Origin of the sequence: Alteromonas antoniana, from assembly GCF_019249295.1 — a bacterium.
Classification (GTDB): Bacteria; Pseudomonadota; Gammaproteobacteria; order Enterobacterales; family Alteromonadaceae; genus Alteromonas; species Alteromonas antoniana.
The window spans coordinates 16,221-35,242 of sequence record NZ_JAESDH010000004.1 but is presented as its reverse complement, the minus strand read 5'-3'; the positions used below and the strand labels follow the sequence as shown (position 1 = coordinate 35,242).

Below are 19,022 nucleotides of genomic sequence, written 5' to 3'. Positions count from 1 at the left end.
AGAGTCCGTCCCCTTAGATAACCCGCCCTGCGTTTGACGTTAATTCTTTACCCGGTTATAAAATCATACAAAAGTACAAGTTTTTGTTGCTCTATTTTGTTTTACAGTAAATCCTCAATAACCTGTTTCCAGATGACTTCGCCGTCTGGTATCGATGTTGCGCCGGGGTTCAGTTCGCCCTGACGCTGAACGGCAGATGCCAGTGGTCATTTCTGCACTTGCATGTAAATAACAGTGCGACTCAATTTTTTCCTTTTGCTGATGCCACCTGAATGCTCAGGTACCGCACAAAACGATGCTGCGCCTGACGTGCCATCACTTAGCAACGCGTTACAAGTTGACATAGTCGTGCTCTGCTGCCGGAGAAAAGCCATGGCGTTTTGTCAAAAAGCGTTAAGAGTCAATAACCCTGATGCGGTAATGCCTGTACTTGAGGCGGTAGCCAGGTCAGTATTTCATTGTCCGCGGCCGGTTCCGCTGCAATATGGCTATTTTGCAATCGACGGGAAGGACAATAATGTAAGAGCGCTCGTTATGGGTGACGGCGCGACAGCGATCCGATTCTGTTGTCGCTACCAGCATGATGTCCCGGTGGTCGAGAAAAAGGTGGTAGCGTTTGTTCAGACCCACGAAGCCGTTTGCGAATTAACAGACTGGGTTGAGCGTGACGGCTAATTCGGTCTCGCGCGGTGAGTTGCGGTGGCACGTGCGGCGAATAAATTAATGGCTCATAAAAATATACAATCGATGTATAACACGATTTATATCGTTGCGGGCACTGTACGCGTTTGCATGCACGACAGCACCCGTCTCGTCTGTCCAGCTTACTGACGCTGCATGAAAATCGTGACTTCCGCCATCACCAGTCCGAATTTTCGGATATATGAGCGGTTCATCATCGTTGTGTCATCAAATGCCCAGAACCAGTCATCGAACGTTACGCGGTAGGTGGTATCATCGACCGGCAAGTCCATCTCGTAATGAAAGTTAAATGCATTCCCATACGCGGTGCCATCAGCCGGGCCTGCGATGTCTCCAGCATTTCCGACAAAACTGTTATTACCTGTTTGCTCAATGCGCCATGTGCGGTTTTTCACGCCATCACCCACACCGTAATCAAATGACTCATCCAGGATAAGCACGTCATTTTCAATACGTCCATTGATATCCACAATAAAACGTTGCACCACCTTACCTGAGCGATTCTGCACGATGCCCCAGGCTTTCACGTCGCCGTTGAAAAACTCTTTAATTTCGAAGTCCGGAGACACATTGGTATAATCCTTTCCGTCAACCGATACCGAACAGCCGCTCAGCGGTAAAATCAACACCATGACTGCCAGTATTCCTGCTTTTATTTTCATTATTACTCTCCGTTTATCAATTTATCTCTGAATTCCGGTTCAGTTGTCTTCTCACCAACCCAGATATTAAAAAACCAGCGTGTAAACTCCGGATCTTCCACTTCGCCCAACAGGCTATCCTGCTGATAAAACAGCGCCTCACCGTTATTTCCCACAACGCCCAGCAAGTGTTCGTCCTCATTAATGTCCGGAAAAATATCGTTCATTGCCTGCAACCATGACGATATCTTTTCTTCGTCTTCCAAACCCTGCGCTTTCATTTCTTTAATCGAGCGTTCGGCAATCTCTTTGCCTTCAAAATCCCGAAGATAGGTGAGACGAAGCGCAAAGCGTTCTGCCGGCCACTTGCCTTCAGGAGCATAGAGAACCGCATCGTAAACATCCCAGAAATAGTAGGTAAAGCGGGCCTCACCGACGACTGACGCATTGGGAATACGCTCTTGTATTGGCGCAGGTATCGCGGCCTGACTGCTGAAGGTCATAACCAGAAATAAAAAACAAAGGGTTCGCAGCATAATTGGGTGTCCTTACTAAACAGATAAAGCTTATACAGCACTCACAATAAGGATGATCATCCATTACACAGCCTTAATAAATGTCCGGCATTGACAACACACAGGTAAATGGCAGGCTGTCGGGTACGCTGTCACTTTCTGCTAAAACCTGTTGCCGTTATTATGAAACCCGAACTTCCTTCCCCGCTGGTGCAAATACGCCCGGATTGGCCCGGCGCTGACGCGCTTTCTATATTGGTTAAGCGTGATGACCTGATCCATCCGGTGATATCGGGTAATAAATGGAGAAAGTTGCAGCCACTTTTAACGTCGTCGAACCAGCACCTTGCAGGCATAGTGAGTTTTGGTGGTGGGTTTTCCAATCACTTACATGCACTGGGATATGTGTGTGCACAGCAGCATATTCCGTTTGTCGCTATCGTACGGGGCGATTACCGGGACAACCCTACCCCGATGCTGCGCGACCTGAGTGACTGGGGGGCAAGTATAAGGTACGTGACGAAGCAGGAGTATCGTGAGCGCAGCGAGCCGGAATACCTTCACACACTCAGCACCCGATACCCCGGTTACAAAATTATTCCGGAAGGCGGTAGTCAGCACGAGGCGTTAGCCGGTATTGCCGCGCTGACAGAGGAGTTGCCGGACAATTTTGACGTGATGTTATCTCCGGTAGCCAGTGGCGCGACGCTGGCAGGACTGAGTATGTCAATGAAGTCTCATCAGCAGGTGATTGGCGTCGCCGTGCTCAAGGGCGAGGGGTACCTGGAGTCCCTGGTATCCTCACTCCTGCCCCGGCCTAATTCCGCCTGGACAATCACCCATCAGTATCATCACGGTGGTTATGCCAGGACCAGCGCGCCGCTATTGTCCTTCTGTCGGTCCTTTGAGGAAGACACGCAAATTCCCGTTGAACCGGTCTATTCCGGAAAGCTCTTCTTTGCTCTGAAACAGATGATTGGTGACGGCGTATTTTCAGCAGGGCAAACTATTATCGCGTTGCATACCGGTGGGTTGCAGGGGAAAAGAAAATAAGCGGATAACAAGCACCATTCCGTGAAATCAGCTCTGAAACCAGCAAGGCACACTGATCTTAAAGACAGCTTCAGGCATAAGAAAAGTTTACTATCCTGTGGTGATCTTATACTCAACATTACACGTTTGTAATGTTACATCATTTAGAGATAGTTTATTTTTTCTACAACGGTGTTATTTTTCAGACAACACGGAGAACACTTGTGATCCACGGTCCTAAAACACTGCCAAAACCTATTCAAATGCTGGTGACCCGGTCACTCGGCCTGTGTGAAGCAATGCTACCGCACTGCCGTGCTTTCTATCCGTTTGCTGCAGTATATGAAGACGGCAAAATAGGCTGCCTGTTTACCGATGAGAACGACCAGTTCGGTGGTGACAGCAATCTTATTGAGAAACTGCAGTGGCGCATTATTGATACCACTACTGATGCGGAGAGTTACAGCGTGCTGGTTTACGCCGCCAAGGTAAAAACCGATCGTCAAGACGACATGGATGCCATTGCTATCACCACCACACAGCCCACGGGTGAAGAGTCCATGCTGCTATACCCTTATTTCAGAGTGGGAAGCCGTATTGTCCTATCGCCCCCTATTCATGGGTAAGCAGGGGTACCATAGATACTTCGCTTTCAGGTCAGGCGCTGGCAGAATATAAGCTTTATTTGCGATGCGTTGTCAGCGAAGATACAAATCTAATTGACAGTCAGGCGACATTTTTATGTCGCCTTATTTTTACAGGCGAACAACACACTTTGCTTGCCAATTCAGTGTTGTCTGCTAGCATTCAGCGCAATTCAAAACAGCTACATTGGGAATAATTGATTATGTCTCGCGTGTTAATAATCGGAGCCGGTGGCGTTGCCGCCGTTACAGTTAAGAAATGTGCCCGTCTGCCGGAGCATTTCGATGAAATTTATCTTGCCAGCCGCACCGTTTCCAAATGCGAAGCGTTGCAAAAAGAAGTCGGCGAAGATCGGGTGAAAGCCGTCTTTGCCGTTGATGCTGACGATGCCAAAGCCGTTGAAGCTCTGATTAACGACGTAAAGCCAGACCTTGTTATTAATCTGGCGCTGCCATACCAGGACCTGCCGATCATGGATGCCTGTCTGGCAACCAAAACTGATTATCTGGATACCGCGAATTACGAGCCAAAAGACAAAGCTGAATTTGAGTATTCGTGGCAATGGGCGTATCAGGAACGTTTCAAAGAAGCGGGCATCATGGCCCTTCTGGGCAGCGGCTTTGATCCGGGTGTAACCAACGTATTTACTGCGTATGCGGCTAAGCACTACTTTGATGAGATCCATTATCTGGATATCGTCGACTGTAATGGTGGCGACCACGGTCAGGCGTTCGCGACGAACTTTAATCCGGAAATCAACATTCGCGAGATTACCCAACGGGGTAAATATTTTGAAGACGGTGAGTGGAAAGATACTGATCCGCTAAGCGTTCGCGAAGATCTGGATTACCAGAATATCGGTGTGAGGGCCTCATACCTGATGTTCCATGAAGAGCTCGAGTCGATTGTTAAGCACTTCCCGACACTGAAACGTGCCCGTTTCTGGATGACATTCGGAGACGCCTACCTGAATCACCTGCGTGTGTTAGAAGGTATCGGCATGACCAGTATCGAACCCGTTGAATTCCAGGGTCAGAAAATTGTTCCTCTGGAGTTTTTGAAAGCGGTACTGCCTAATCCCGGATCGCTGGCTGAAGGCTATACCGGCATGACCTGTATCGGTACCTACATTACCGGTATCAAAGACGGTAAAGAAAAAACCATCTTTATCTACAACAACTGTGAGCATGCGAAATGTAACGACGAAGTAGGTGCTCAGGCAGTTTCATACACCACAGGGGTTCCTGCCATGATTGGTTCGATGCTGATGCTAAATGGCACGTGGAAGCAGCCAGGCGTATGGAATATGGAGCAATTCGATCCAGACCCGTTCATGGAACAATTGAATCAGCACGGACTTCCTTGGCACGTGCTTGAGTGCGACGACAGCCCGTTCACTAAGTAAATCCGGAGAGATAGCGTTGACCGATTTGACACAGCGTAATGACATTCCGTCTCCGTGCTATGTACTGGAAGAGGAAAAGTTACTTCGAAATCTTGAGCTGATGAAGCGCGTCCAGGACGGCTCTGGTGCCCGTATCATTCTGGCACTGAAAGGCTTTTCCATGTGGTCAAGCTTCGACATCATTAAGCCCTATCTGCATGGCGCGACAGCCAGCTCGGTGTGGGAAGCAAAACTGGCGGCAGAAATGGGCAAAGAAGTTCATGCTTATGCGCCTGCTTACAAAGCCAGTGATATCGAACAGCTGAAATCATTGGTCAACCATTTATCTTTCAACAGCCTGACTCAATGGCAAGCTTATAAAGACAGCTTGCCTGGCGTATCGTTAGGGCTGCGTATCAATCCGGAACATCAGGAGGCCGAAACGCCGCTTTATGATCCGGCAGCGCCGGGCTCTCGTCTTGGGATCCGGGCGTCGCAACTGGAAGGCGTCAATCTGGACGGCATCGACGGATTTCACTGTCACAACCTTTGTGAATGTGATTCCTTCGCTACCGAGCGTACGCTGCAGGCAATTGAGAAGCGTTTTGCAAAATGGCTGCCGCAACTGAAATGGCTGAATCTGGGAGGCGGGCATTTGATGACCCGTCAGGGTTATGATGTAGAGCACTTAATTACTACGCTGAAAGCGTTTAAAATAAAGTATCCGCATCTGGATGTCATTCTTGAGCCTGGCTCAGCGGTAGCATGGCAAACCGGCCCGCTTATCGCGGAGGTGGTGGATGTAGTTGACAATGAAGGCCCCATCGCCATTTTAGACATCTCTGCTACTGCGCACATGCCCGATGTGCTGGAGATGCCATACCGGCCTGCTGTACGCCACGCTGGGATGCCAGGAGAGAAAGCATACGACATCAAACTGGGTGGTAATTCCTGTCTTGCCGGAGATGTGATTGATGTCTATTCTTTTGATGCTCCGCTTCAGCCCGGCGATCGTCTGCAGTTTGAAGACATGATGCACTACACGATGGTAAAAACCACATTTTTCAATGGTGTAGAGCATCCCGCTATCGCGATATTACGTACCGATGGCACGCTGGATATTGTTCGCCAGTTCGATTACGCGGACTTTAAGTCCAGACTGTCGTAAATGCTGATAAACACCACAATAAAAAAGCGCGCTGCAAGGCGCGCTTTTTTTGTTTCCAACATGCTTAAAAATGCATATCAATGAATAGCCAAAGCCGTGACCAGAGAAGACACGAACAAACCTATGGTCACTCAGCGAGTCCTGATTTTGCATCAAGACCGGCCTGATATAAGGCGTTCTTCTTCAGGTTATAGTGAGAGGCGACGACTGCAGCGGCTTTTTTCAATGGTAAATGTTCACTTAGTGTAGTGAGTAATGCCATCGCCTCCGGCGGTATCTCGGTAACATCAACAACGGCGGGAGACACCATCACAACAAACTCTCCCTTCTGTCGCACCGCTTCAGCTTCCAGCCAGTCTCCCACTTCTTGCGGCGTGCCACTAATGTACGTCTCAAACGCCTTGGAAATCTCTTTCGCTACCACTATCTGGCGTTCCTTTAATACGCGCTGCATATCGCGCACCGTATCCAGGATACGTCTCGGTGCTTCGTAAAATACAGAGGTACAGGTACGTTCAGCCAGTGAGCTCAACATATTGTTTCTTGCCTGGCTTTTTACCGGCAGAAAGCCCTCAAAAATAAACCGGTCGGTGGGTAAGCCCGATGCACTCAATGCGGTGATCGCCGCGCAGGGACCGGGTAAGGCGATTACCGGGATCCCCTCTTCCCGACATCGTCTTACCAGCACAAATCCCGGATCGCTAATCAAAGGGGTACCCGCATCGCTGATAAGCGCCACATCATCACCGCTTAACAGCCTGTGACAAAGCATTGCAGCACGCTTATCTTCGTTGTGTTCATGCAGACTGAGCGTGCGCGTAGAGATAGAAAAATGCTGCAGTAAGCGGGCACTATGGCGCGTGTCTTCTGCTGCTATCCAGGCAACACTGGCCAGCGTATCCAGTGCGCGAGGAGAAATATCCTCCAGGTTACCAATAGGGGTGGGAACAATATAAAGGGTGGCTGGCTCTGACATAAACTAGTGCGGTAAAAGTATGAATAGATAAAGTGTATCATGCCGGTGGAACAGTTTATCGCCTTAGACGTAGATTTTCGTGCGTGTTCAGATAAACTTGGCATCGAACTTATATAGAAGGAATGCGACGTGCGTCATGGTTTTTCTCTGCGCTACATGCTGTTAAGTGCCTGCCTGGGGACGGTATTTTTTCTCAATGGCTGTAGCTCACCTGCCCCACGTACGGCCAAACCGGTAGAGAACGTCGAGCCGTTACCGGTTGAGCCTGTCGATACCAATGCGACACCGGAAACACTGATTGCTGATGCGCAGAGTGCGTGGGAGGAGCAGCGCGACGCGCTGCAGCGCAATAATCTCCTGCTTCAGGCAGTACAATTGCTTTTAGATAGCAATGATATCGCCCGCGCTCAACAAATTCTGTTGCAACTTCAGCAAGAAGGTGTCGATGACAGGCTCCAGACCCGCGTAAATGTATTAAGCGCGCTTGCCTGGGCGGATGCCGAAAATGCGGATACGGAAGCATTACTGGCACTGCTTGATGAGCCTGTTAATGACGATGCCCTGCGTTACAAACAACTGGATTTACAAACCGTACTTTTCCTGCGAAAAGGAGATTTACTGGCCGCCGCGAACAGCTACGAACAGGCGATGCCGCCGTCAGAAGAGAGCGTTCGCCAGGTCTGGGAATGGGTTAACGAGGCCCGCTATCAACTTCCTGAAGACGTGCAGTCAACGTACCCTGCGTTGCGTCCTTATCTGGCATTGCTGAATCTGGTACAGCAAAACGGGCTATCGCCGCAGTCGCTTGCCGACGCAACAATGCAATTTAAACAGGTATATCGTGGTCACCGTCTCGTTACCCACTGGCCTGAAGAAGTGACGCAGGCCAGTGAGCTTGCGCCCGCGTCTATCCCTCAAATCCTGGTCATGCTGCCGCTCAGCGGCCGTCTTGAAAATACCGGAATGGCAATTAAAGAAGGGATTTTGTCTGCCTATTATCAGGCCTTACAGAACGCCTCAGACACCCGTGAGATTCCCCAACTCGAGTTCGTCGATACCGTCGGTAAAACGCCCGAGGCATTGGCCGAATCAATTGGTCAGCACCGCTGGGTGATTGGTCCCCTGCTTAAAGAAACCATCGAAGAGGTGGTTCCGTTAATTCCGCACAATGTAAATGTTCTGGCGCTTAACCGTGCTGAGCTTGCCCCCGTGAACACACCAACCAACATGCTGGACCCGGAGAACACACCATCAGGCATGCTGGACCCGGAGAGCACACCAACCAACATGCTGGATCCGGAGAACACACCATCAGGCATGTTGGACCCGGTGGCCTCACCGGCAGAGGAAATGCGCATTCACACAGATCCAGGCTTTTTCTCACTGGCCCCAGAAGATGAAGCGTATCAGCTGGCCGATCATATCTTTAACAGCGGATATCGGGCGCCGATTGTCGTAGCGGCACAAGGCAGCATTTATCAACGCATGAACGAGGCTTTTGCACAGCGCTGGCAAACGCTGAACACGCGGCACGCCTCCAGAGAAGAAGTGAATCTGACATCTATCGATTTTTCAGATAGCACGACGTTACGGGAAGGCATTACCCAGGCGCTGGATGTCGCGCAAAGTAAAGACAGGATCAACCAGATCCGCTATATGGTAAACGAAGAGCTGTATAATGTGCCTCGCAGCCGTGGCGATATCGACGCCATTGTCGTGTTTGCCTCACCGGAGCAGACTGAATTACTGAACCCGATGGTTGAGGCCAGCCTGAGTCCGTTTGATGGCAAGGTAGTGCCGGTTTATGCCACCTCTCGCTCGATGGAATATGACAGCAGTAAAAACCAGTGGCGCGATTTGCAGAATGTTCGCTTTCTGGATATGCCGTGGATGATGCCTGACAATCAATGGCAGGCATTACAGTCGCAAAGCGAAGCGCTTTGGCCCCATCGCAGTACGCAGCTTAACCGGTTATTTGCCTTCGGCGTGGATGCCTACAATTTGCTACCGTCACTGCATACTATGGGCTTATTGCCGCAAGTCGAAGTCGCAGGTCTGACAGGATCGCTGTCAATGAACGACGATCATCAGATTGAACGTCGACTTCCGCAGGCAAAAATAGACAACGAGCGGGTAATCCCGTTATCGACCAACAAATAATCAGTATCTGGTGAAGAAAGGATGAATTCACCAGACAGTGTAAAACGGCATAAAAGCCAACACCAACCAGGGAAGGAAACGACATGTCGACAAGACAGGGAACCAGCGCAGAAAATGACGCGATAGATTATCTGGAAGCACAGGGACTGGAGTTAATTACAACCAATTACCGCACGCGCTTTGGAGAATTAGATTTACTGATGTGGGATGGCCTGATACTGGTCTGCATCGAGGTAAAATACCGACGCCAAAGCCGTTTTGGTCAGGCTGCTGAATTTGTAACAGCCAAAAAACTCCAGCGAATGCGTACTGCGTTTGAACAATATTTATTAGATAATGGTCATAGTCCTGTATCCACGCCGGTTCGTATCGATGTGATAGCTATTGACGGTGACGACTACCAATGGATTAAAAACGTGGTGTGACGTGACCAGACACTTTAAAGTTGAGAAGTATGATTGAAAACATAAAAGCCAATTTCACCGAAAGCATTCAGACTAAAATTGCGGCGTCGGAAATTCTGCCCGAGTCCATCGAAAAAGCGGCGATGATGATGGTTGAGGCACTTATCCGTGGAAACAAAATACTAAGCTGCGGCAATGGCGGGTCTGCTGGCGATGCGCAGCACTTTTCCTCTGAAATGCTTAACCGTTATGAGCGTGACCGCCCCAGTCTGCCGGCCATCGCCCTGAGCACAGATACCTCAACGCTGACCTCGATAGCGAACGACTACAGCTACGATGAAATCTTTGCCAAGCAGGTGCGCGCACTCGGTCAGCCCGGCGACATTTTGCTGGCGATTTCCACCAGCGGGAATTCGCGCAATGTCATTGCCGCGATGGAAGCCGCTTTATCCCGGGACATGACCATTGTAGCGCTCACAGGCAAAGACGGTGGCGAGATGGCTGGTTTTCTCAGCGAGCACGATGTTGAAATTCGCGTGCCATCAAACCGCACCGCGCGGATCCAGGAAGTGCATTTGCTGGTGATCCACAACCTCTGTGAATGTATCGATGACAGTCTGTTCCCGGCAGATCATGGTGATGAATAGATGACTACACAAGCAAAGCTGATAGCAGCACTGATACTGTCACTGGGCGTTACCCAGCTACAGGGCTGTGCGGTGGCTGTCGTAGGCGCAGGTGCCGCCGCAGCCAAAGTGGCGAATGACAGACGTACTGTGGGTACCCAGCTTGATGACCAAAACGCCGAAAGCGCTATCGCCTACCAGTGGTCAAAAAGCGACGCGCTTAAAGCCGAAGCTAACTTACAGGCTGATGTTTACAACGGCGTGGCACTGATCACCGGTCAGGTGCCTGGTGAAGCGTTGCGGGATGATGCCATTGCCCGGGTGCAGAACGTGGAATACGTAAAGAAAATCCACAATCAGTTGCGTATCGGCGAGTCAATTGGGGCATCCCAACAAGCCACAGATATCTGGCTGGCATCCAAAGTCAAAACCAAGCTGGTTGCAGATGAGCGCGTGCCCGCGTTGCAGGTTCGGGTCGTCGTGCAAAATGCAGAGGTTTTTCTGATGGGGCGGGTATCTAATCAGGAAGCCACTGCCGCAGTGGACATTGCACGTCATGTGGGTGGCGTTCAGCGCGTGATCCGCGCGTTTGAGATTATGTGATTCAGGTGTGCGGACAGTCGCGTTTACCGCGTGTCCGTGCCTTTCTGCCGGTGTTATACCAATCCGCATAGGAGTTTACCCTCTCAGAGTGCTCCCTGAGGGCTAGTCGAAAAACGACTTAGATCACGACGCGTTCTCTGAGGCATAGTCATTCTATGTCCAGAGGACGCAACACAGATGTAAGTCGTTTTGGCCACTCCCTTCGGGCAAGGCTGTCAGACTTTCCGGCGTTGTTATGCTTGCTTGATTTGGAACCACCAAATCTGCGCAACCAAGCCTAGCCAGAAAGCCTGACAGTCTTGCTGAGTGGGCAAACTCCTATGCGGATTGGTATTAACTACCTGTTTTTTCAAGCGGTCTGCCTTTTTGCCGCGCGCTGCACGCCGCTGCGGATGTCACACACTAACAGCGCTTACGTCGCATCCAGCTGTAGTGACCACCAACGGCTAACGCGCTGGCCCAACAGAATGCCAATATTCTGGTGGCAGTACGCACAACGCCGGTTGAAGCCGATCCAGCTGTGGTTTTACCCCGTATTTCATCATCTTACACCGTCATAAACCGAAAATAGTCGGAGCGATGCACGCACCGATGTGACGGTCATGGTCTTAGCCGTGGTACTCCTTCGTCGGGTTAGCGCAGCGACAGATAACTCGCAACACAATGACCTGCGCTCAATACAGCAATGGTGGTATTGGTCTGGTCAGATAATCCGCATTGCAGGCAAGTCCCGGCAATACACAATTTACACAGAGAGAGCATGTTCACACTTGACCGACGCGCCGCCACCGCCCTGCTGGTTGCCGGTGCGTTATTTATGGAAATTCTGGATGCCACGGTAATTACTACGGCATTACCTATCATTGCTGCTGACTTTAATGTTCCGGCAGCACATCTGTCCGTGGGTGTCTCTTCCTACCTTGTGGCCGTTACGATTTTTATTCCTATCAGCGGTTATGTTGCAGACAGATTTGGTGCCAGACGTATTTTCATGCTGGCTATTTCACTTTTTGTCTTCGCGTCAGTGCTGTGCGCCATCAGTTACGATGTGCTTACTTTTACCGCGTCACGAGTGCTTCAGGGCATTGGTGGGGCGCTTATGGTGCCCGTGGGCAGGCTGGTGGTGCTGCGCGATCTCCCCAAAGAGCGATTAGTAAACGCCATCGCCATTATTACCTGGCCTGCGCTTGGTGCGCCGCTGCTGGGGCCGGTAATCGGTGGCTGGATAGCCACACACTGGGGCTGGCCCTGGATCTTTCTGATCAATGTACCACTTGGGGTTGTCGCCTTGGTGGCATCGTCATTATTGCTGGAAAATTATAAAGGCAACGCTACGCGCTTTGATTGGCCGGGTTTCCTGTTGTGTGGAGCAGGCTTCGGCGTGCTTATGGCGGGGCTGGAAATGCTCAGTAGTCTGAAAGGAAGCTGGGCTGTACCGATTACCCTGATTGGTAGTGGCATACTGTTACTGGCTATCGCTGTGATATATTTACTGCGCGCTCCCTCACCACTGTTAACCTTCAGCGCTCTACGCAGCCGCACATTCAGGCTAACGATTATGGGCGGTTCTGTGGTCAGAGTTGCACTCTCCAGCACACCGTTTCTCATTCCTCTTATGTTGCAGCTTGGCTTTGGCTACTCAGCAGTAGAAGCGGGTGCCTTATTGCTCTGGTTATTCGCAGGTAACCTGGCCATTAAGCCGGCAACCACGTGGCTGATGAACACATTCGGCTTTAAGCGTTTGCTGATTATAAACGGTGTGGCAATCGCAGGCGGCTTTTTCTGGCTGGGACAGTTAGACGACACAACACCCTATTGGTTTCTCGCTGTGGTGCTTTTTATCTCCGGTATAAACCGTTCTATTCACTTAACGGTGCTGAATACCATCAACTTTGCCGACATTCCGAATAATCAGATGCGAGATGCCAATACCCTGAGTGCAGTATTGATGCAGATGAACCGTGGTCTTGGTATCACCGCTGGCGCACTTTCCCTGGCGCTGGCCAGCTTTCTGCTGGGCGGCTCCAATGCAGAGCCTGTGTCTGAGCATTTTCAACTGGCAATGGACTTCATGGGCGTACTGGCGTTTCTGAGTATTATTGACAGCTTCACCCTGCCACGTGATGCCGGACGCACTATTCTTAAAAAACAGCGAAGTTAAGCGGGTTCTCTGTAAATGAGACAAGGCAAAAATAGAGAACTTGCAGGCATTCGTCCTAATGCCCTTGCCGCGAAAAGTGTAAGTCACTAACAGTTAAGCCGGTCATTGTGATGTCTTCCGAGACTGTGAACTCTGGCCCGTAAAAGAAAAACACAATGAAATTTGCAAAAACATTCATTTACGCTGCAGTTGCCAGTGCGCTTGTTTCAACACAGGTTGCAGCCAGTAATGAAGTCGCGTAACCCGCTCCCCTGCCCGGTTCAACAGCCGGGCTTCCCTCTTTAAGTATCAACATTTTCTCCCGACTGGTTACGACCAAGGTAGTAGATACTGGTGATATCACGTTTATCTTATTGAAAAAGCAGAAAAAACAACATTCATCCACGCGCAGATAACGCAATTCCACTGCGCAGGTTGTCGACAATCAAGCCGGTTTACTGTTGACGACACTGGGTTTGATGGCTATATTGTCGACACTTTAGTTATTCAGATAAAGGCCTTTCACTCATGTCGTTAGCCATTGAACAACCTGTTACCAATGCTGACAGAACGTTTTTTCAGTTAAGAAAAGACATTGTGGAAGGCGATATCCCGGCTGGGGCAAAACTCAGCGAAACCGAATTGTCGACAAAGTACGCGGTCAGTCGTGCAGTGATTCGCGAAGCGATTAACCGCCTGATGAGCTGTCATCTGGTTGAACGCCGTGCCAATGTCGGCGCCCGCGTCGTGTCGCTGACGCCGGAAGGCCTTGTTGAGCTGTATCAGGTTCGTGAATCACTGGAAGGGATGGCTGCCCGTCTGGCAGCTAAAAATATGTCCGACAGTGAAATCAGTGATCTTCAGGGGCTGTTGAACCGACATTTCGATAAGGTGAAAACCGGCGAGTCGTATTACCAGGAAGCGGGTGACGTCGACTTTCACTACCGCATAATTCTGGGTAGTAAAAACCAGCATCTGATAGCAGTACTGGTTGACGGCCTTTATCACCTGGTACGGATGTACCGGGTACAGCTGGGCATGGCCGGGCCTCGTGTCACCACCGCCTTCGATGAACACAAACATATTGTGCAGGCCATTGCCAATCGTGATGAAGAGCTGGCGGAAATCTTGATGCGCCGGCACATTCTTTATTCAAAAAACAATATTGAAAACAAGCTTACCTCTCACCCTAACAAATAAGAGATTGATTATGAGTGCAGGAAAAAAATTCAGACAAGCGCTTGTCGACAACAAGCCATTACAAATCGTCGGTACTATTAATGCCTACAGTGCCATGATGGCCAAAGCCATTGGTCACAACGCCATTTATCTGTCAGGCGGCGGTGTAGCGAATGCGTCATATGGCCTGCCAGACCTTGGCATGACCTCGTTAAATGATGTCATCGTCGATGTGCAGCGCATTACCTCGGCCTGCGACCTGCCACTTCTGGTGGATATCGATACCGGCTGGGGCGGCGCGTTCAATATTGCCAAAACCATTCGCGATATGGAAAAAGCCGGTGCAGCTGCGGTGCATATGGAAGACCAGGTCGCGCAAAAGCGCTGCGGTCACCGCCCTAACAAAGAAATAGTGTCTACCGCAGAAATGGTTGACCGGATTAAATCGGCAGTTGATGCCAGAACGGATCCTGATTTCTTCATCATGGCGCGCACAGACTCATTTGCTCAGGAAGGTCTGGATGCGGCTATTGAACGCGCAAAAGCCTACGTTGAAGCAGGCGCTGACGGCATCTTCGCCGAAGCGATTCAAACCGAAGAACACTATCGGGCGTTCGCCGAGGCGCTGGACGTACCCATTCTGGCAAATATTACGGAGTTCGGTAAAACCGAGCTGTGGAACAAAGAAGAGTTGGGCGAATGGGGTGCCGACATGGTGCTTTACCCGTTAAGCGCATTCCGTGCGATGAATAAGGCGGCAGAAACGGTATATCGTTCTATTCTTGAAAATGGCGACCAGAAAGCCGTTGTCGATATGATGCAAACCCGCATGGATTTATACGATTACCTGGGCTACCACGATTACGAGAAGAAGCTTGATGAGCTGTTCTCTCAGGGCAAAAATAAGTAAACACACAGAATAAAAACGCATCGGGCACACTACGTGCCCGTTGCCATACAAGACTCTACAACAAATTAAACATCAGGAGATTTATCCATGGCTAAACAACTCTCTGGCGCAGGCCTGCGCGGCCAGGTAGCAGGAAAAACAGCACTGTCTACCGTAGGACAAACCGGCTCAGGTCTGACCTACCGTGGTTATGATGTAAAAGATTTAGCGAATCACTGCCAGTTTGAAGAGGTGGCGTACCTGATTCTGAAAGGCAACCTGCCTACTCAGAACGAGCTGGATGCTTACAAAGAAAAGTTACGTGGTCTGCGCGGCCTGCCGCAAGCGCTAAAAGACGTACTGGAGCGCATACCAAAAGAAGCGCACCCGATGGACGTACTGCGTACCGGCTGTTCGATGCTGGGTAACCTGGAAACCGAAACGGATTTCGAAGAGCAGCAGGATGTGACTGATCGCATGCTGGCTTGCTTCCCTAGCATTATTTGTTACTGGTATCGCTTCAGTCACGACGGCGTAAAAATCGATGTAGAAACCGATGACGACTCCATCGGCTCACACTTTCTGCATATGCTGCATGGCGAGAAGCCCAAGGAACTGCACGAGCAGGTGATGCACGTGTCATTAATTCTGTATGCAGAGCATGAGTTTAACGCATCGACCTTTACCGCGCGCGTATGTGCATCCACCTTATCCGATATGCATTCCTGCGTAACCGGCGCGATTGGTTCACTGCGCGGCCCGTTACACGGTGGTGCTAACGAAGCCGCCATGGAAATGATTGAAGGCTTTACCTCGCCTGATCATGCTGAAAAAGAAATGATGGGCAAACTGGAGCGCAAAGAGAAAATCATGGGCTTCGGGCATGCCATTTATTCCGAGTCAGATCCGCGTAATGAAATCATCAAAGGCTGGTCAGAAAAACTGTCAAAAGATGTCGGTGATGAGGTGCTGTATCCGGTATCGGTACGTTGTGAAGAAGTGATGTGGCGAGAGAAGAAACTGTTCTGCAACGCTGATTTCTTCCATGCATCTGCGTACAACTTCATGGGCATTCCCACCAAGTTGTTTACCCCCATTTTCGTCATGTCGCGACTGACCGGCTGGGCCGCACACGTGATGGAGCAGCGCGCTGACAACCGTATCATCCGTCCTTCAGCAGAGTACACAGGCGAAGATTTACGTACTGTTACGCCTATCGCTGAACGCTAATACTGTCTCATATGACGCCACCCGTTTTTCAGGCACAGGTGGCGTCAGGACAACCTTGAGGGACTATTATGAATACTGATTACCGCAAACCGTTACCCGGCAGCAAGCTGGATTATTTTGACACCCGCGAGGCTGTGAACGCTATTGAGCCGGGTGCTTATGAAAAACTGCCTTACACCTCTCGCGTGCTGGCTGAAAATCTGGTCAGACGCTGCGACCCGAACGTGCTTAACGATTCACTGAAACAGCTGATTTATCGCAAGCGCGATCTCGACTTTCCGTGGTTCCCTGCCCGCGTAGTGTGCCATGATATTCTTGGCCAAACCGCACTGGTGGACCTGGCAGGCTTACGTGACGCTATCGCCGAAAAAGGTGGCGATCCGGCCAAGGTAAATCCGGTAGTGCCTACACAGCTTATCGTGGACCACTCACTTGCCGTTGAGCACGCTGGTTTTGAAAAAGACGCGTTTGAAAAAAACCGGGCGATTGAAGACCGTAGAAACGATGACCGTTTCCACTTTATCAACTGGACCAAAACCGCGTTTAAAAATGTGGATGTGATCCCGCCGGGTAACGGCATCATGCACCAGATTAACCTGGAAAAGATGTCACCAGTGATCCAGGCCCGTGACGGTGTAGCCTTCCCGGATACATTGGTAGGTACCGACAGCCATACGCCGCATGTTGATGCATTAGGCGTTATTGCGCTTGGCGTAGGTGGCCTTGAAGCCGAAAGCGTAATGTTAGGGCGTGCGTCGTATCTGCGCCTGCCTGACATTGTGGGTGTTGAGCTAACCGGCAAACCGCAGCCAGGTATCACTGCCACCGATATCGTACTGGCACTGACCGAGTTTTTACGTAAAGAACGCGTGGTTTCGGCCTATCTGGAGTTTTATGGCGAAGGTGCCAGCCACCTGACGCTGGGTGACCGCGCCACTATTTCGAATATGACGCCGGAATACGGTGCATCTGCCGCCATGTTCTACATTGACGAACAGACCATTGATTACCTGAAACTGACTGGTCGTGAAGACGAGCAGGTTGAGCTGGTAGAAAACTACGCCAAGCACACCGGCCTGTGGGCAGACTCGCTGGAAACGGCCGAATATGAGCGTGTGCTGACATTTGATTTATCCAGCGTCGGGCGCAACATGGCAGGGCCATCGAACCCGCATGCCCGTTTACCGACCAGCGACTTATCAGCGCGCGGTATCGCCAAACATATCGAAAACCCGGAAGACGGTAAAATGCCGGATGGCGCGGTCATCATTGCCGCTATCACCAGTTGTACCAATACCAGTAACCCGCGTAACGTAATTGCCGCCGGCCTGCTGGCCCGCAATGCCAACAAGCATGGCCTGACCCGCAAGCCATGGGTAAAAACCTCACTGGCACCGGGCTCCAAAGCGGTTCAGCTGTATCTGGAAGAGGCGAACCTGTTGCCAGAGCTGGAATCACTGGGCTTCGGCGTGGTGGCATTTGCCTGTACTACCTGTAACGGGATGAGCGGCGCGCTGGACCCGGCTATCCAACAGGAAATTATCGACCGCGATCTGTATTCCACTGCTGTACTGTCGGGTAACCGCAACTTTGACGGCCGCATTCACCCTTACGCCAAACAGGCATTCTTGGCCTCACCGCCGCTGGTAGTTGCCTACGCGATTGCCGGTACGGTGCGTTTTGATATTGAAAAAGATGTGCTGGGTATCGACCCTGACGGTAACCCTGTCACACTGAAAGACCTCTGGCCGACTGATGAAGAAATCGATGCCATTGTGTCTGAGTATGTGAAGCCAGAGCATTTCCGCAAAGTCTACGAGCCAATGTTCGACTTAAAAGTGGATTACGGTAAAGACATCAACCCACTGTACAACTGGCGTGAGCAAAGCACCTATATTCGTCGTCCTCCTTACTGGGAAGGCGCGATGGACGCTGAGCGCACCATGACGGGTATGCGACCACTGGCGATCCTGGGTGACAACATCACTACCGATCACCTGTCACCGTCCAATGCCATTTTGCCAACCAGTGCCGCAGGTGAATACCTGGCCAAAATGGGCTTGCCGGAAGAGGACTTCAACTCTTATGCGACCCACCGCGGCGATCACTTAACCGCACAACGGGCGACGCTGGCGAATCCAAAAGTTTTCAACGAAATGGTGATTGAAGATGGCGAGGTAAAACAGGGGTCGCTGGCGCGCATTGAGCCCGAAGGTAAAGTCGTGCGTATGTGGGAAGCGATTGAAGCCTACATGCAGCGAAAACAGCCGCTAATCATCGTGGCTGGCGCGGACTATGGCCAAGGCTCTTCCCGTGACTGGGCGGCCAAAGGTGTACGCCTTGCGGGTGTCGAAGTGATTGTTGCCGAAGGGTTTGAGCGTATTCACCGCACTAACTTAATTGGTATGGGTGTACTACCACTTGAGTTTAAACCTGGCACAACACGCAAGACGCTCGGGCTGGATGGCACCGAGACCTATGATGTGAAAGGAACGCCTTCAGCAGGCGCTACCCTGACATTGGTGATACATCCTGCAGACGGCGAGCCAATGGAAGTGCCAGTCACCTGCCGACTGGATACCGGTGAAGAGGTATCCATTTACGAGGCCGGTGGTGTGCTGCAACGCTTTGCCAAGGACTTCCTGGAAGCTGAGGAAGCGGTAAGCTAAGCAGGTGTACATCGCCAAACGCTAATAAACGTGCGCCGGCAACACGTGTTATCACAATA

General features: G+C 50.8%; 17 protein-coding genes. 14 read left to right on the top strand and 3 right to left on the bottom strand.

The genetic code is table 11. The features are described 5' to 3' along the window. Window positions 1–372: 372 nt before the first annotated feature. On the top strand, window positions 373–675 hold the full coding sequence (locus JKP77_RS04230) for a hypothetical protein (protein WP_218309953.1): 303 nt from the start codon (window positions 373–375) through the stop codon (window positions 673–675). A 149-nt stretch (window positions 676–824) separates the two neighbouring features. Here JKP77_RS04230 and JKP77_RS04225 read toward each other — a convergent pair whose 3' ends face one another. Then, the gene (locus JKP77_RS04225) at window positions 825–1,364 is read right to left on the bottom strand and encodes a DUF3833 domain-containing protein (protein ID WP_218309952.1); all 540 of its coding nucleotides are present in this window, start codon (window positions 1,362–1,364) and stop codon (window positions 825–827) included. A 2-nt stretch (window positions 1,365–1,366) separates the two neighbouring features. Continuing rightward, complete coding sequence (locus JKP77_RS04220) at window positions 1,367–1,879, bottom strand: chalcone isomerase family protein (protein WP_246601073.1); 513 nt, start codon at window positions 1,877–1,879, stop codon at window positions 1,367–1,369. A gap of 162 nt (window positions 1,880–2,041) precedes the next feature. Here JKP77_RS04220 and JKP77_RS04215 point away from each other — a divergent pair, with 162 nt between their 5' ends. The 4 genes from JKP77_RS04215 to nspC all read left to right on the top strand — a co-directional run bounded on the left by JKP77_RS04215 (window position 2,042) and on the right by nspC (window position 6,087). After that, window positions 2,042–2,911, top strand: coding sequence for a 1-aminocyclopropane-1-carboxylate deaminase/D-cysteine desulfhydrase (locus tag JKP77_RS04215; protein ID WP_218309951.1), 870 nt, complete (start codon window positions 2,042–2,044; stop codon window positions 2,909–2,911). 203 nt (window positions 2,912–3,114) lie between these two features. Further along, window positions 3,115–3,516, top strand: coding sequence for a hypothetical protein (locus tag JKP77_RS04210; RefSeq protein ID WP_218309950.1), 402 nt, complete (start codon window positions 3,115–3,117; stop codon window positions 3,514–3,516). Window positions 3,517–3,737: 221 nt separating this feature from the next. Further along, a complete protein-coding gene (locus JKP77_RS04205) occupies window positions 3,738–4,940 on the top strand; it encodes a saccharopine dehydrogenase family protein (RefSeq protein ID WP_218309949.1) in 1,203 nt (400 codons plus the stop codon). Window positions 4,941–4,956: 16 nt separating this feature from the next. Beyond that, window positions 4,957–6,087 carry a carboxynorspermidine decarboxylase gene (gene nspC, locus JKP77_RS04200; RefSeq protein WP_218309948.1) on the top strand — a complete coding sequence of 377 codons (1,131 nt, stop codon included), beginning with the start codon at window positions 4,957–4,959 and terminating at the stop codon, window positions 6,085–6,087. A 127-nt stretch (window positions 6,088–6,214) separates the two neighbouring features. On the opposite strand, the gene rsmI is transcribed toward nspC, so the two are convergent. After that, a complete protein-coding gene (rsmI, locus tag JKP77_RS04195) occupies window positions 6,215–7,063 on the bottom strand; it encodes a 16S rRNA (cytidine(1402)-2'-O)-methyltransferase (RefSeq protein ID WP_218309947.1) in 849 nt (282 codons plus the stop codon). Window positions 7,064–7,192: 129 nt separating this feature from the next. Between rsmI and JKP77_RS04190 the strand changes: the two genes are divergently transcribed. The 9 genes from JKP77_RS04190 (at window position 7,193) to acnD (ending at window position 18,963) form a co-directional block, all read left to right on the top strand. Next, the gene (locus tag JKP77_RS04190) at window positions 7,193–9,223 is read left to right on the top strand and encodes a penicillin-binding protein activator (RefSeq protein ID WP_218309946.1); all 2,031 of its coding nucleotides are present in this window, start codon (window positions 7,193–7,195) and stop codon (window positions 9,221–9,223) included. 83 nt (window positions 9,224–9,306) lie between these two features. Then, window positions 9,307–9,648, top strand: a complete 342-nt coding sequence (locus JKP77_RS04185) for a YraN family protein (protein ID WP_218309945.1) — start codon at window positions 9,307–9,309, stop codon at window positions 9,646–9,648. Between the two features lie 29 nt (window positions 9,649–9,677). After that, window positions 9,678–10,274: a phosphoheptose isomerase gene (locus tag JKP77_RS04180; protein ID WP_218309944.1), complete on the top strand. Its 597-nt coding sequence runs from the start codon at window positions 9,678–9,680 to the stop codon at window positions 10,272–10,274. Then, entirely contained in the window at window positions 10,275–10,856 is a 582-nt protein-coding gene (locus JKP77_RS04175; protein ID WP_218309943.1) for a BON domain-containing protein, read from the top strand. A gap of 760 nt (window positions 10,857–11,616) precedes the next feature. Continuing rightward, complete coding sequence (locus tag JKP77_RS04170) at window positions 11,617–13,017, top strand: MFS transporter (RefSeq protein WP_246601072.1); 1,401 nt, start codon at window positions 11,617–11,619, stop codon at window positions 13,015–13,017. 507 nt (window positions 13,018–13,524) lie between these two features. After that, on the top strand, window positions 13,525–14,196 hold the full coding sequence (locus JKP77_RS04165; protein WP_218309942.1) for a GntR family transcriptional regulator: 672 nt from the start codon (window positions 13,525–13,527) through the stop codon (window positions 14,194–14,196). 10 nt (window positions 14,197–14,206) lie between these two features. Next, window positions 14,207–15,085: a methylisocitrate lyase gene (gene prpB / locus JKP77_RS04160; protein WP_218309941.1), complete on the top strand. Its 879-nt coding sequence runs from the start codon at window positions 14,207–14,209 to the stop codon at window positions 15,083–15,085. An 87-nt stretch (window positions 15,086–15,172) separates the two neighbouring features. Further along, window positions 15,173–16,294 (top strand): bifunctional 2-methylcitrate synthase/citrate synthase, encoded by a 1,122-nt coding sequence (gene prpC, locus JKP77_RS04155; RefSeq protein WP_218309940.1) that lies wholly within the window; start codon window positions 15,173–15,175, stop codon window positions 16,292–16,294. Between the two features lie 68 nt (window positions 16,295–16,362). Then, window positions 16,363–18,963 carry a Fe/S-dependent 2-methylisocitrate dehydratase AcnD gene (acnD, locus tag JKP77_RS04150; protein WP_218309939.1) on the top strand — a complete coding sequence of 867 codons (2,601 nt, stop codon included), beginning with the start codon at window positions 16,363–16,365 and terminating at the stop codon, window positions 18,961–18,963. Window positions 18,964–19,022: the final 59 nt, after the last annotated feature.

Coding starts and splice junctions, on each gene's coding strand:
- rsmI (WP_218309947.1), bottom strand. CDS start 7,063: ATGTCAGAGCCAGCCACCCTTTATATTGTTCCCACCCCTATTGGTAAC.
- prpC (WP_218309940.1), top strand. CDS start 15,173: ATGGCTAAACAACTCTCTGGCGCAGGCCTGCGCGGCCAGGTAGCAGGA.
- prpB (WP_218309941.1), top strand. CDS start 14,207: ATGAGTGCAGGAAAAAAATTCAGACAAGCGCTTGTCGACAACAAGCCA.
- acnD (WP_218309939.1), top strand. CDS start 16,363: ATGAATACTGATTACCGCAAACCGTTACCCGGCAGCAAGCTGGATTAT.
- JKP77_RS04170 (WP_246601072.1), top strand. CDS start 11,617: ATGTTCACACTTGACCGACGCGCCGCCACCGCCCTGCTGGTTGCCGGT.
- JKP77_RS04185 (WP_218309945.1), top strand. CDS start 9,307: ATGTCGACAAGACAGGGAACCAGCGCAGAAAATGACGCGATAGATTAT.
- JKP77_RS04175 (WP_218309943.1), top strand. CDS start 10,275: ATGACTACACAAGCAAAGCTGATAGCAGCACTGATACTGTCACTGGGC.
- JKP77_RS04230 (WP_218309953.1), top strand. CDS start 373: ATGGCGTTTTGTCAAAAAGCGTTAAGAGTCAATAACCCTGATGCGGTA.
- JKP77_RS04220 (WP_246601073.1), bottom strand. CDS start 1,879: ATGCTGCGAACCCTTTGTTTTTTATTTCTGGTTATGACCTTCAGCAGT.
- JKP77_RS04205 (WP_218309949.1), top strand. CDS start 3,738: ATGTCTCGCGTGTTAATAATCGGAGCCGGTGGCGTTGCCGCCGTTACA.
- JKP77_RS04215 (WP_218309951.1), top strand. CDS start 2,042: ATGAAACCCGAACTTCCTTCCCCGCTGGTGCAAATACGCCCGGATTGG.
- JKP77_RS04180 (WP_218309944.1), top strand. CDS start 9,678: ATGATTGAAAACATAAAAGCCAATTTCACCGAAAGCATTCAGACTAAA.
- JKP77_RS04225 (WP_218309952.1), bottom strand. CDS start 1,364: ATGAAAATAAAAGCAGGAATACTGGCAGTCATGGTGTTGATTTTACCG.
- JKP77_RS04165 (WP_218309942.1), top strand. CDS start 13,525: ATGTCGTTAGCCATTGAACAACCTGTTACCAATGCTGACAGAACGTTT.